The 13,615-nt window shown below is 40.0% G+C and carries 12 protein-coding genes; 1 reads left to right on the forward strand and 11 read right to left on the reverse strand.

Annotation, left to right across the window (positions count from 1 at the left end; genetic code table 11):
- Window positions 1-82: 82 nt before the first annotated feature.
- From mdh to LG336_RS21530, 4 genes are all read right to left on the reverse strand, one after another.
- Window positions 83-1,021, reverse strand: a complete 939-nt coding sequence (mdh, locus tag LG336_RS21515) for a malate dehydrogenase (protein ID WP_404329512.1) — start codon at window positions 1,019-1,021, stop codon at window positions 83-85.
- A gap of 97 nt (window positions 1,022-1,118) precedes the next feature.
- On the reverse strand, window positions 1,119-2,393 hold the full coding sequence (icd, locus tag LG336_RS21520) for an NADP-dependent isocitrate dehydrogenase (protein ID WP_404329513.1): 1,275 nt from the start codon (window positions 2,391-2,393) through the stop codon (window positions 1,119-1,121).
- A 166-nt stretch (window positions 2,394-2,559) separates the two neighbouring features.
- The gene (citZ, locus tag LG336_RS21525) at window positions 2,560-3,678 is read right to left on the reverse strand and encodes a citrate synthase (protein WP_404329514.1); all 1,119 of its coding nucleotides are present in this window, start codon (window positions 3,676-3,678) and stop codon (window positions 2,560-2,562) included.
- Window positions 3,679-4,214: 536 nt separating this feature from the next.
- Window positions 4,215-4,676, reverse strand: a complete 462-nt coding sequence (locus LG336_RS21530; RefSeq protein WP_404329515.1) for a DUF441 domain-containing protein — start codon at window positions 4,674-4,676, stop codon at window positions 4,215-4,217.
- A gap of 173 nt (window positions 4,677-4,849) precedes the next feature.
- On the opposite strand from LG336_RS21530, the gene ytvI reads away from it, so the two are divergent.
- Entirely contained in the window at window positions 4,850-5,974 is a 1,125-nt protein-coding gene (ytvI, locus tag LG336_RS21535; protein WP_404329516.1) for a sporulation integral membrane protein YtvI, read from the forward strand.
- A gap of 23 nt (window positions 5,975-5,997) precedes the next feature.
- On the opposite strand, the gene LG336_RS21540 is transcribed toward ytvI, so the two are convergent.
- From LG336_RS21540 to LG336_RS21570, 7 genes are all read right to left on the reverse strand, one after another.
- The gene (locus LG336_RS21540) at window positions 5,998-6,384 is read right to left on the reverse strand and encodes an FxsA family protein (RefSeq protein WP_404329517.1); all 387 of its coding nucleotides are present in this window, start codon (window positions 6,382-6,384) and stop codon (window positions 5,998-6,000) included.
- 130 nt (window positions 6,385-6,514) lie between these two features.
- Window positions 6,515-8,275 (reverse strand): pyruvate kinase, encoded by a 1,761-nt coding sequence (pyk, locus tag LG336_RS21545; protein ID WP_404329518.1) that lies wholly within the window; start codon window positions 8,273-8,275, stop codon window positions 6,515-6,517.
- Window positions 8,276-8,308: 33 nt separating this feature from the next.
- A complete protein-coding gene (gene pfkA, locus LG336_RS21550; protein ID WP_404329519.1) occupies window positions 8,309-9,268 on the reverse strand; it encodes a 6-phosphofructokinase in 960 nt (319 codons plus the stop codon).
- 238 nt (window positions 9,269-9,506) lie between these two features.
- A complete protein-coding gene (accA, locus tag LG336_RS21555; protein WP_404329520.1) occupies window positions 9,507-10,484 on the reverse strand; it encodes an acetyl-CoA carboxylase carboxyl transferase subunit alpha in 978 nt (325 codons plus the stop codon).
- The gene (accD, locus tag LG336_RS21560) at window positions 10,469-11,347 is read right to left on the reverse strand and encodes an acetyl-CoA carboxylase, carboxyltransferase subunit beta (protein WP_404329521.1); all 879 of its coding nucleotides are present in this window, start codon (window positions 11,345-11,347) and stop codon (window positions 10,469-10,471) included. Before accD ends, accA begins: the two co-directional genes overlap by 16 nt.
- Window positions 11,348-11,636: 289 nt before the next feature.
- A complete protein-coding gene (locus LG336_RS21565; RefSeq protein WP_404333253.1) occupies window positions 11,637-12,266 on the reverse strand; it encodes a FadR/GntR family transcriptional regulator in 630 nt (209 codons plus the stop codon).
- Between the two features lie 9 nt (window positions 12,267-12,275).
- Window positions 12,276-13,514, reverse strand: a complete 1,239-nt coding sequence (locus LG336_RS21570; protein WP_404329522.1) for an NADP-dependent malic enzyme — start codon at window positions 13,512-13,514, stop codon at window positions 12,276-12,278.
- Window positions 13,515-13,615: the final 101 nt, after the last annotated feature.

Genomic DNA, 13,615 nt, shown 5'->3' on the forward strand with positions numbered 1-13,615 from the left:
TTCGAGGAGTCTTCGTGCCTTCCGCTCCAATCAACAGTGCGAAACAAACAATGGCCTTATCACAGCATTGTTTAGAAAAATACTAAGCTAATACTTTCATTACATTGCGAACTGCTTCGGCTGATTTATCAAGTGCTTCTTTTTCATCCGCCGTAAGTTCCAGCTCAATGACTTGTTCAATTCCATTTGCACCGAGAATGGTTGGTACACCTAGGTAAATACCATCATACCCATATTCCCCTTCAAGATAGGCGATAGAAGGAAGTACGCGGCGTTGATCTTTTACAATTGCTTCAACCATTTCAACAAGGGAAGCTGCTGGTGCATAATAGGCACTGCCGTTTCCGAGAAGGTTAACGATTTCCCCGCCACCCTTCCGAGTCCGTTCAACAATTGCTTCTAGGCGCTCCTTAGGTATTAATGTCTCAAGCGGAATCCCACCCGCATAGGAGTACCGTACAAGAGGCACCATGTCGTCACCATGGCCACCTAATACGAAACCAGTGATGTCTTTGACTGAAAGGTTAAGTTCCTGGGCGACAAAGGTGCGGAAACGCGCAGTATCAAGAACACCTGACTGGCCGATGATACGATTTTTAGGAAAGCCAGATTCTTTAAATACTGTGTAGGTCATTGCATCAACTGGATTTGTTAATACAAGAATATGACAGTTTGGAGAATATTTGACTATTTCTTTTGTTACCGCTTTCATAACTTTTTGGTTTGTTTGAACCAAATCATCACGGCTCATTCCTGGCTTACGTGCTATCCCAGCTGTAATGACAACAACGTCAGATTCCTTTGTATCCTCATAATTAGAAGTTCCGATAATGTTTGCATCAAATCCTTGCACAGGACCAGCCTCCAACATATCTAAGGCTTTACCCTTTGTAGGATTTTCTGCTTGTGGAATGTCGACCAGTACAACATCACCCAGCTCTTTTTGAGCAAGAATGAATGCAGTAGTAGCTCCCGTAAATCCCGCACCTATTACAGATATCTTTTTACGTTTTAAAGACATAAAGAAACCTCCCGGAAACATTATTTTGAATCTTCCAACTTCTTTGTTTATTTTTAAAGAGGGGCTCCTTCCAGAATCCCCTCTTTAATTAACCTAATTATTCCATATTCTTGATTAGCTCATCGCCGAACTCAGAGCACTTAACCTCAGTAGCTCCATCCATTAAACGAGCGAAGTCGTATGTTACAACTTTAGAAGCGATTGTGTTTTCCATTGATTTCAAAATCATGTTTGCTGCTTCAGTCCATCCTAAATGTTCAAGCATTAATACACCTGATAGAATTACTGAAGAAGGGTTAACCTTATCTAATCCTGCATATTTAGGAGCAGTACCATGTGTTGCTTCGAAGATTGCATGACCTGTTTCATAGTTGATGTTTGCTCCAGGAGCAATTCCAATTCCACCAACCTGTGCAGCAAGTGCATCGGAAATATAATCTCCGTTAAGGTTCATTGTTGCAACAACATCAAATTCTTTTGGACGAGTAAGGATTTGTTGTAGGAAGATATCAGCGATTGCATCTTTAACGATGATCTTTCCAGCAGCTTCAGCATCAGATTGAGCTTTGTTCGCAGCATCAGTTCCGTGCTCATCTTTAATACGATCATACTCTGCCCAAGTGAATACCTTATCACCGTATTCTCTTTCAGCAAGCTCATAGCCCCAGTTCTTGAATGCTCCTTCAGTGAACTTCATGATATTGCCTTTATGTACCAATGTTAAGGATTTACGTCCTTCTTTAATTGCATATTCAATAGCAGCACGTACTAAACGGCTTGTTCCTTCTTCAGATACTGGCTTAATTCCAAGGCCAGAAGTCTCAGGGAAACGAATTTTATTTACTCCTAGTTCATCTTGAAGGAAGGAAATTAATTTCTTTACTTCGTCTGAACCTTTTTGGTATTCAATTCCAGCGTAGATATCTTCTGTGTTTTCACGGAAAATAACCATATCTGTATCTTGAGGACGTTTTACTGGAGAAGGTACTCCTTCAAACCAACGAACTGGACGTAAGCATACGAATAGATCTAATTCTTGACGTAATGCCACGTTAAGAGAACGAATTCCTCCACCGATAGGAGTTGTTAATGGCCCTTTAATAGCAATTAGATACTCATCAATAGCTTCTAGAGTTTCCTTTGGTAGCCACTCTCCAGTTTGATTGAACGCTTTTTCACCTGCTAGAACTTCTTTCCAAACAAGCTTGCGCTCTCCTTTGTATGCTTTCTCAACAGCAGCATCTAAAACTCTGCTAGCAGATGCCCAAATGTCAGGACCTGTGCCGTCACCTTCAATAAATGGAACAATTGGATTATTTGGTACGTTTAATACTCCGTCTTTAACTGCGATTTTTTCACCTTGTTGTGTCATGTTATAAATCTCCCTCCAAATTATTCGCTAGAATAGAAGGCTAAATAGCCTTCTATTCTAATTTAAAGAAATGGAACTATTACAAACTGTTTTTTTATATTGTCGTAACAGCCACATCTCTTTTTCACACTTTTAATTAGAACAATTTTCTGGCAATAAGTAAATACTAACCTCTAAGTTCAATTGAAACATATTTCTGCATACCAGGTCCAGTGTACTCAGCACGCGGACGAATTAAGCGGTTGTTTGAGTACTGTTCAAGGATATGTGCTAACCATCCGGAAACACGGCTGACCGCAAAAATCGGCGTGAATAAATCATGGTCAATTCCAAGGCTGTGATAGACAGAAGCAGAATAGAAGTCCACGTTTGGTGGCAGTTTTTTCTCGCCAGTGACAATTTTTTCAATTTGAGTAGACATTTGATACCAGTGTGGTTCTCCTGTTAACTCTGTTAACTTAGCAGACATTTCACGTAAGTGCTTCGCACGTGGATCACCTTGGCGGTATACACGATGTCCGAATCCCATGATTTTCTCTTTATTTTCTAGTTTTTGACGAATGGCAGGTTCAACGTTTTCTAACGTCCCGATTTCTGTCAACATTTTCATAACGGCCTCATTGGCACCACCATGAAGTGGTCCTTTTAATGCGCCTATTGCTGCAGTTACTCCTGAATATACATCAGACAAAGTGGCCACACATACGCGAGCTGTAAAAGTCGATGCGTTTAACTCATGGTCAGCATGTAAGACGAGTGCCTTATTAAAGGCTTCGATTGCAATAGGTTCTGGTTCTTTCCCAGTCAGCATATATAAAAAGTTTGCCGCAAAGCTTAAATCAGTTCGAGGAGCAATCGGCTCTAAGCCTTTACGAATCCGTGCAAAAGCAGTAACAATTGCTGGCATTTTCGCTTGAAGACGGATTGCTTTTCGGTAATTTGCTTCTTCGTCCATCACATCTGATTCTTCATCGTGTAAGCCCAAAAGCGAAACCGCTGTTCGAAGTCCACCCATCGGATGAATCTTATCGATTGGATACAACTTGAAGTGTTCTAACACTTCTTTCGGCAATGCCATATTTTCTGCTAATTGATTTTTTAACTCATCAAGTTCAGGAGCTAACGGCAGTCTGCCATGCCACAATAAATAAATAACTTCCTCAAAGCTTGCATTATCTGCAAGATCATCAATGTTGTACCCTACATAAGTAAGTGTGTCATCAATAATTGAGCTGATGGAAGATGTTGTTGCCACTACCCCTTCAAGACCACGTGTTACTGTCATACTGAATCTCTCCTTCTCTTGGTAATTTTCCCCACATCGTATTTGTCTTTAATTTACCTACTGGAGTCATAGAATAATAGCTATCAGAATAAAAGAATTCCCTAACACCTGACAAATGCACAGTCAACCTTTCCATTCTCCAGTATCACTATAGACCGAGCGCTTGCTCAGAAATAGACCAAAAAAGAAAATGCTTACATTATCCTTTAATGAAAAACCCATTTAACTGGGTTTTACGACAATGAAAGGAAGAGCAAGTATAATTACAAGTCCTATTATAAACAATTCTCTGACTTTTGTGAACGAAAAGTACTTAAATCGTTAAAAATTTGTTATTTCACAAAGCTGTTTTCGAAAGTATGTTGTTAAAATCCTAAAGCTGATTTTAACGCAAGTTAAGTTATTTGGTGCGTTATAGTATGTTTGCAAGCACTTTTCTCATGATTAGAAAGTTATTTTTGCGGTAAAAATAAAGCTTAAACTATCACAGTTAACAAAAAGGTACCAAAGTTTGAGAAAAGAACCTTAACAAAAGACTATTTAAAAAACTCAAAAAACCTCATTGCTGCGTAAGCAATCCCTGCACCAATTAAAGGACCAACAGCGACTCCTTTGAAAATCGAAACAGCCAATATGGTTCCAAGTACTAGCGCTGTCGTAATATGCGGATCTGAAGCAAGTAAAATAACCCCTCCTTTGGCAAGAAGTGCCACAAGGATCCCTGAAATAAGTGCAATCCAAGCGTATGGGGTTTTGAAAGCACCCGTTAAATCTTTAAAGCCAATATCACCACTTGCAATTGGAGCTAATACCGCGATTGTAATAATGGTTACTCCCCAATTGATGCCTTTTCCTTGAATATATGAAAAAATTTTCGAATCAAACCCTAAAAGTTTTAGGACAAAAAGGACACCAACTGCAATAATCAAGGATTGATTTTTTGCAACCAAAGCAATGACGAGCAGTAAGCCCAAAAAGAGAAATGGTTCATATACCAATTAATTCGCCCCTTCCGAGGTATTTACTATTGTAACATAGTTTATTCAGTTTCATCAAAATTTTCTTTTTTTTTACTCCTCCTCCACATTACTCCCTAGCCAAATAGGGGAGGATTTCCAAATTATTTGGCGAATCCTTGAAATATGAAAATAAATTGTGAGAGGGGATATCCTTGAATCCAATCTATGTAAATAGAACCTTAAGATTTTTGTTAGTAGCAGTACTTATTATTGTCTTCCTAGTCTCTTTCTATTATGTATCCAAAATCACCTATCCATTTATAATCGGATTTTTAATTGCTTTTTCAATCAACCCAATTGTTAATTTTTTCGAGAAAAAAGCAAGGTTGCCGAGAGGCTTTGCTGTTTTTGTGTCTTTACTATTAATCTTCTCCGTGTTTGCTGGACTGATTACTTTGTTGGTAGTGGAAATTGTCGCCGGAGCTGAATACCTTTCTAAAGTAGTACCTACTCATGTTCAAACCCTAATTACCTATATAGAGGTATTCTTCGCTGCCCAAGTGATTCCACTATACAATCAGCTTTCAGGTCTTTTTATGAACCTAGAAACTGGGCAGCAGGATACGATACTCGAGAATATTCAAAATGTCGGAACCCAGGTCGGTACGACTTTAGGCAACTTCATCCAAGGTTTTTTTGAAAACATCCCCACTATATTAGGTTGGTTTCCAAGCGCAGCAACAGTCATCATTTTTTCTCTTCTCGGGACCTTTTTTATTAGTAAAGATTGGTACAGACTTTCTAAAATCGGTAATCGTTTGTTGCCAGGTAAAGCTAAGACTAGTGGAAAAACAGTTTTTGTTGATTTAAAGAAAGCATTGTTTGGCTTTATTACTGCACAAGCCACACTTGTCTCCCTAACAACTGTTACAATCTTAATCGGATTATTAATCTTAAAGGTCGATTACGCCATTACAATAGCCCTTGTGACTGGCCTTGTGGACATTGTTCCTTATTTAGGAACGGGGGCCATATTTGTACCCTGGATTATTTTTGAAGCAGTGTCTGGCGAGATGCACCTTGCCATCGGTCTCGGGGTGTTATATTTAGTTGTTTTAGTCCAGCGGCAGCTTATGGAGCCAAAAATCCTTTCTTCAAACATCGGGATTGATCCGTTAGCTACCTTAATCGCTTTATTCGTCGGCTATAAATTAATAGGCTTTATTGGTTTAATTGTTGGTCCAGTAGTGCTTGTAATCATCAATACACTCCACCGTGCCAATGTGTTTCACGACCTTTGGGCTTTCATTAAAGGAAATGAAAGCCGCGATGTTTGACAGATATAGAAATGTAAGTTGATTCAACGAATAATCGTAATCGTTCCTCTGTCCATTCTATTTTTGAAAAATTTCATTAACCAAATTTTAAAGTATTTCCTAGAAGCTGGGACTAACAATAAAAATCCAATTAAATCTGTCACAAAGCCAGGTGTAAGCAATAGTGTGCCGCCTACCAATATACATACCCCATCCAATAGTGCGTCTCCAGGCATGGTGCCCCTTTGGAACCGGTCTTGAACATCTCGAATGGTGGCCAAACCCTGTTGTTTCGTCAAATAGGCACCAACTATACCAGTCAAGAGAATTAATGCAAAGGTAGGAAATATTCCTATCGTTTGTCCGGCTAGCAATAATAAGGCTATTTCTATCGCAGGAACAAGAACAATAGCTAAAAAAAGATACCTCATAGATTTCACCCCTCAATGCTTGTCTTTTTCTATTATATGCTTAAAATATGCCCTAAACACAATTTATACCAACCCGAGGTTATTGCAAAAAGGAACGGGGTGTCTGGCCCCGTTCCTTTTTTACATGTTATTATAGAACATTAGCATGTCCGTTATAGACAACGCCTCTTTGTGCATCTACAGTAATTTCCTGACCGTCTTTAAAAATTTCCATTGCATTTTCAACACCAACAATTACTGGAATTCCCACATTCAAGCCTACAACAGCTGCATGGCTAGTTAGGCCACCCTCTTGAGTAATTAAGGCTGCGCATTTTTCGATTGCTGGAACCATTTCACGATCTGAACCGACCGTCACAAGAATACTACCTTCTTGGACCTTACTTAAAGCCTCTTCTGCATTATTAGCAAGAACAACTTTTCCGAAAGCAGTCTTCCGACCAATTCCTTGTGCCTTTACAATGATATCTCCAACAACATGGATTTTCATGATATTTGTTGTACCTGACTCACCCACTGGTACGCCCGCAGTGATGACAACCAAGTCACTATGTTTTACAAAACCACTGTTCGTGCTATCCTCAACCGCATTGGCAAGCATCTCATCTGTGGTATTGGCTGCTTTACCAAGCTGTGGATAGACACCCCAAACTAAAGCCAGACGACGCTGAACATAATCATTTGAAGTTACGGCAATAATTGGTGCTTTTGTACGGTATTTTGAAATCATTCTCGCTGTATGTCCACTCTCAGTCGGAGTAATGATTGCCTTCACATCTAGGTTTAAAGCCGTATAAGCAACAGATTGTCCAATTGCATCCGTAATACTATGCTCCGTTGTTTTACTACGAAGTGATAGAAGATTTTTGTGATTTAAAGCTGTTTCCGCGCGAGAAGCAATATTATGCATCGTTTGTACTGCTTCAATTGGATATTGTCCAGCAGCTGTCTCCCCTGAAAGCATGATTGCATCGGTACCATCAAATATCGCATTAGCTACATCACTTGCTTCTGCACGTGTAGGTCTTGGGTTCCGCTGCATGGAATCAAGCATTTGTGTAGCTGTGATAACCGGCTTGCCAAGTGTATTACACTTCTTGATTAAGTCCTTTTGTACTAGTGGAACTTCTTCCGCAGGAATTTCTACCCCTAAGTCTCCACGAGCAACCATTAGTCCGTCTGAAACTTCAAGAATTTCATCGATATTGTCGACACCTTCTTGGTTTTCAATCTTAGGAATAATGTTTATATATGTAGCATTGTTTTCTTTTAGTAATTCGCGAATTTCTAGTACATCCGAACCTCTACGGACAAATGAAGCTGCGATAAAATCAACGCCTTGTTCAATTCCGAACAGTATATCCTGAGCGTCTTTTTCAGTGATTCCTGGTAGCTGAACAGATACGCCAGGTACATTAACACCTTTTTTGTTCTTTAGAGTTCCACTATTTAAAATCTTGGTTTTGATTTCGCCATTTGCCTTATCTAGTTCAAGGACTTCAAGCCCAATTAAACCGTCATCAAGTAAAATCTTATCCCCAGGATTTACATCATCAATCAGTTGTTCGTAAGTAATTGAGAACTTCTCTGTAGTACCTAAAACCTCAGTCATTGAAACAATAATTTCTTTCCCTGCTTCAAGTTCAAGTGCGCCGTCAGTCATATTGTTTGTCCGAATTTCAGGGCCCTTTGTATCAAGCAGGATGGCAACGTTCTTGCCTGTTTTTTGTGCTGCTTCGCGAATATTTATAATCCTTTGGCCATGTTCCTCATGATCTCCATGAGAAAAGTTAAGTCTAGCGACATTCATGCCTGCTTCCATTAACTGAGTTAAGTTCTCAACGCTTTCACTAGCCGGTCCAATGGTACATACAATCTTAGTTTTACGCATAAATAGTGTGACCTCCTGATTTAACTGTTGCTATTATATTGATAATTCTTTAGAAAGCTTATACAAATCCATATCAACATTGTGGGGCATTGCTAGTGCCTCAATGATATCATAATCAACTAACTGATTCTTCTCGATTCCAACAGCTCGACCGCCTTTATCTTCCAATAAAAGCTCTACTGCCCTCGCGCCAAGTCTACTGGCTAGTACGCGGTCTGTAACAGTAGGTGACCCTCCCCGTTGGACATGACCTAATACGGTCACCCTTGTATCCATGTCTGTTTCCTGCTTAATTTGTTTACCCGCCTCATAGCCACTCATTACACCTTCAGCTACGATAATAATACTGTGTTTTTTTCCGCGCTCCTGACCACTTTTCAGACGCTGAGCAATCTCTTTGATATCTTGCTCCGCTTCCGGAATCAGTATCGTTTCAGCACCACCTGCAAGCCCTGACCATAAAGCAATATCTCCAGCATTTCTTCCCATTACTTCAATGATAAATGTTCGTTCATGGGAAGAAGCGGTATCCCTAATCTTATCAATTGCATCGATAACAGTATTCAAGGCAGTATCGAACCCAATCGTAAATTCAGTTCCTGGAATATCATTGTCAATTGTTCCTGGAACCCCAACACAAGGGAAACCCTGTTCTGTTAAAGCTTTTGCACCTCGGTACGAGCCATCTCCACCGATTACGACCAGGCCATCAATTCCATGTTTCTTTAATTGTTCAATTCCTTTTTGCTGTCCTTCTTTGGTCTTAAACTCTTCACTACGGGCAGATTGAAGGAAGGTTCCGCCACGATGAATAATATCTCCTACCGAACCTAGCTCTAGCTGTTTAATATTTCCACTCATCAAACCTGCATACCCACCAATAACACCATAGATTTCGATATCATGGTAAATAGCCTTTCTGACTACTGCACGTACTGCTGCATTCATTCCAGGGGCATCTCCGCCACTTGTTAGGACACCAATTCGTTTCATAGTCTATCACCTCTTTACTTTTATGTATTTTCAACTGTGAATAATTACCAATCCAACTTTATTTTTGGTATCGATTCACACACCAATATTTTTAAAATACCATGAAGAATAGCCTATCACAACATTTGACTTAAAATACTCATAAAGACAGAATTATAAAACTAATGGAAACGCTTTATATACCAATAACTCTTTCTATATGGATATAGGAAGAAAAAGAACGTGCGATTGCACGTTCTTAATTTACCCCGATATACTCATTTAATGACGAATAATGTCCAATCAATTTATACTTTTTATATCGGTGGTCAACTAACTCCTCTTCCGATAGACCGGAGAGTTGCTTTAATGAAGCTTTCAGAACCTTATTGATTTCCTCCGCTTGTTGATTTACATCGCGGTGTGCACCACCACGTGTTTCAGAAATAATTTCATCAATGATCCCAAGCTGCTTCAAATCTGGGGCTGTTATTTTCATCGTCTCAGCTGCTTTTTTTGCAAGCGAAGCATCGCGCCAAAGAATAGAAGCCGCACCTTCAGGGGAGATTACAGAATAGGTAGAGTTCTCAAGCATATGAATATGGTTTCCAACTCCAAGGGCAAGTGCCCCACCACTTCCACCTTCGCCAATCACAATACAAATCACTGGTACTTTCAATCCGGCCATCTCAAACAGATTACGTGCAATGGCCTCACTTTGTCCTCTTTCCTCTGCTGCTTTTCCTGGATATGCTCCTTTAGTATCGATAAAGCAAACAATTGGGCGTCTAAATTTTTCGGCCTGCTTCATAAGCCGTAAAGCCTTTCGGTATCCCTCTGGATGAGGCATCCCAAAGTTACGGCGAATATTTTCCTTCGTATCTTTACCCCTTTGGTGGCCAATCACTGTGATGGGTAAATCATGAAACTTCGCAATCCCACCGACAATCGCTTCATCGTCTCCAAATAAACGATCTCCATGACACTCAAAAAAGTCAGTAAAAAGGCGTGAAATATAATCGAGTGTTGTTGGACGCTCAGGATGACGCGCGATTGATACACGATCCCAAGGTTTTATATTTTCATATATTTCCCTTTCTAATTTCTCTAGTCGAGCCTCAAGTTTTTCAATTTCTGATGACAAATCCATATCAGTGCTCTTTGTATATTCCCTTAGCTCATTAATCTTTTTCTTTAATTCTATAACTGGTTTTTCAAACTCTAAATCTCCTGCCAACTGATACTCCTCCCCGGCTGATGAATTTCCAAAATGGATATGATGCTATCTTTTAATTCTTGTCTTGTAATAACTGCATCAAGTTGACCGTGCTTTAAAAGAAATTCCGCTGTTTGGAAATCTTCGGGTAGTTCTTCTCTTATCGTTTGTTCAATAATCCGTCTTCCAGCAAACCCAATCAATGCCCCTGGTTCGGCAAAATTATAATCACCAAGGGACGCAAAGCTCGCGGAAACACCACCAGTAGTTGGGTGGGTCATAATCGAAATAATTAACCCTCCGTTATCACTAAACCTTTTTAAGGCTACACTCGTCTTTGCCATTTGCATTAGGCTTAATACACCTTCTTGCATTCTAGCACCGCCTGAAGCAGTAAAGATGATGAATGGCACTTTTAGCTCGTCTGCTTTTTCAATTGCCAAAGTGATTTTTTCTCCGACAACAGACCCCATACTCCCCATGCGGAAAGAGGCATCCATAATTGCGACAACGACTCCCATGCCATTTATTTGAGCAACTCCTGTTACAACTGCTTCATTTAAATGGGTTTTCTGACGGTCCTTTTCAAGTTTCTCTTGATAATCAGGAAAGTTAAGGGGATTCTCTGAAACCATCCCTTTATTTAATTCCTGAAAACTTCCCGAGTCAACAAAGCTTTGAATTCGTTCCTTAGAATTCATTTGGTGATGGTACCCGCAATGAAAACATACCTTTAGGTTTTTCACTAGTTCCTTCGTGTACATAATCTTCTTGCAGTTTGGACACTTTGTCATGATCCCTTCAGGGACGTCCTGTTTTGCTGTTTCTGAAGGGATGGTGGCATATTTCTTTTTCTTTGTTTTTGTAAATAACTCTTTTAGCAAGGTGAAACCTCCCTTAATTTTTAAAGGCTTTGTTAAAGTGGGCTGTTGATTTCCGCTCCAGGCATTTCCGCTCGCGGGTAGTCCCGCATGAGTCTTCCTGCCTTTCGCTCCAATCAACAGTATGAAAAAACAAGAATGTCCTTTTTTCTACAGCCTTTTTAAAAGAATGACCCATTCCCCAAAAAGGTGGCCAGACCACTAAAGAATACATAATCATACCCGAAATTCCGTTTTTATAAGTCTGTCCTTTACTATAAAACACCCGGGAGGTGAATTCTGTTGAATATTGTCATGATTCATCCGACAATTTACGTAATTTCCTGTATGAAACGAGCACCAATTCTTCATCGCCCTTCTCTAAGGCTTCTGCGAGGTCAAGAAATCGCTCTTTTGCCGGCTTGTCCTGTTCATTCCTATCTAGAGACCGATAATAGTCTATTAATACCTGCCAAATTCTGTAAATTAAATGATTGTCTGCGAATTCAATGATTTTCGTAAAAAAATCAATATCTTCAACGTTATGTTCAATCGTCCATTGTTTTAAACGTTGAAAATCATTTTTACTTCTTTTGGATAGTGCTAGTTGCATGCAGTCGAGTTCAATCATGTGCTTGGTTTCAACTACATCCTGAATCGCTTTTTGATCTTGCAAAATAAAGGTGCTTAGTAACTGAACAAGTTGATTACCACGGAAATCCCTGATATAAGTGCCCTCGCCACGCCTTGTTTCAATCAATCCTAGTAATTCCAAGGCACGTAAGGCCTCCCGAACAGAGGAGCGTCCCGCATTGAGACGCTCCGATAATTCCCGTTCTGAAGGAATCTTGTCACCAGCTTTTAATCCATCTTTCTCGATGATGTTACGCAACTGTTTGACAATTTCTATATATACTTTTGTTGACTGCTCATTTTGGCCCATCGCCATCTATCACTCACTTTTTTCAATAATCGAGAGCCTTCTTGTCCGTTGCTTAACTTCCTCAGGATCAATCTTTATTCTTGCCACACCTGTTTCCATCGCAGCCTTTGCTACGGCAGAAGCAACTTCCGGTGCTACTCTCGGGTCGAAAGGTCCAGGAATGACATATTCACTTGACAATTCTTCCTCGCTAATCAATCCTGCTATTGCCTCGACTGCAGCAACCTTCATCTTTTCATTAATATGTGTGGCTCGAGCGTCTAAAGCCCCACGGAAAATACCAGGGAAAGCTAAAACATTATTCACTTGGTTAGGGAAGTCAGATCGACCTGTTCCAATTACTTTAACCCCTGCAGCCTTAGCCTCATCAGGCATAATCTCAGGGTTCGGGTTCGCCATAGCAAATACAATTGGCTCAGAGTTCATGGTCTTGATCATTTCAGCTGTTAATGCTCCAGCTGCTGAAACACCAATAAATACATCTGCTCCCACTATTGCATCGGCCAGGCTACCCTGTACATTGTTTCTGTTTGTATATTTAGCTACTTCGGCTTTGATGTTATTCATTCCTTGAGGACGTCCCTCATAGATAGCGCCCTTGGTGTCACACATAATAATGTCACGGACACCATAGGAATAAAGCAACTTAATAATCGCAATCCCAGCTGCCCCTGCGCCATTAGCAACTACCTTAATTTCGGTCATTTTCTTTCCAACAATTTTTAATGCATTTACAAGACCGGCAACAGTAACAATGGCTGTCCCATGTTGGTCATCATGAAAAACAGGTATATTTGTTTCCTTCTTCAAGCGTTCTTCTATTTCAAAACAGTTTGGAGCAGCAATATCCTCAAGATTTACTCCACCAAAAGTAGGTTCCAGCAATTTAACAGTCTCTACAATTTTATCAATATCCGTAGTGTTGAGACAGATTGGGAACGCATCTACACCAGCAAAGCTTTTAAATAATACAGCTTTTCCTTCCATAACAGGTAGTGAAGCTTCCGGTCCAATATTCCCTAATCCTAGCACTGCCGTTCCATCTGAAACAATTGCAACCATATTCCCTTTCATCGTATAGTCGTATACGGTTTCAGGCTTATCATAGATTTCCTTGCATGGCTCTGCTACTCCAGGAGAATAAGCAAGGCTTAAGTCTCTCGCCGTTTTAACAGGAACCTTTGATTTTGATTCCAATTTCCCTTTGTTCTCTCTGTGCATATGCAGTGCTTCTTCTCTTAGGTTCAACTAAGTCCACTCCCTTTTCTATTTAAAAGAGGTCCTCATTGTGCAGGTCATATTCTATAGGTGGTCAGACCACATTTTCTTTTTACCAATATAACACATTC

The sequence above is a fragment of the Mesobacillus maritimus genome (genome assembly GCF_044803185.1).
Taxonomy (GTDB): Bacteria; Bacillota; Bacilli; order Bacillales; family Cytobacillaceae; genus Mesobacillus_B; species Mesobacillus_B maritimus_B.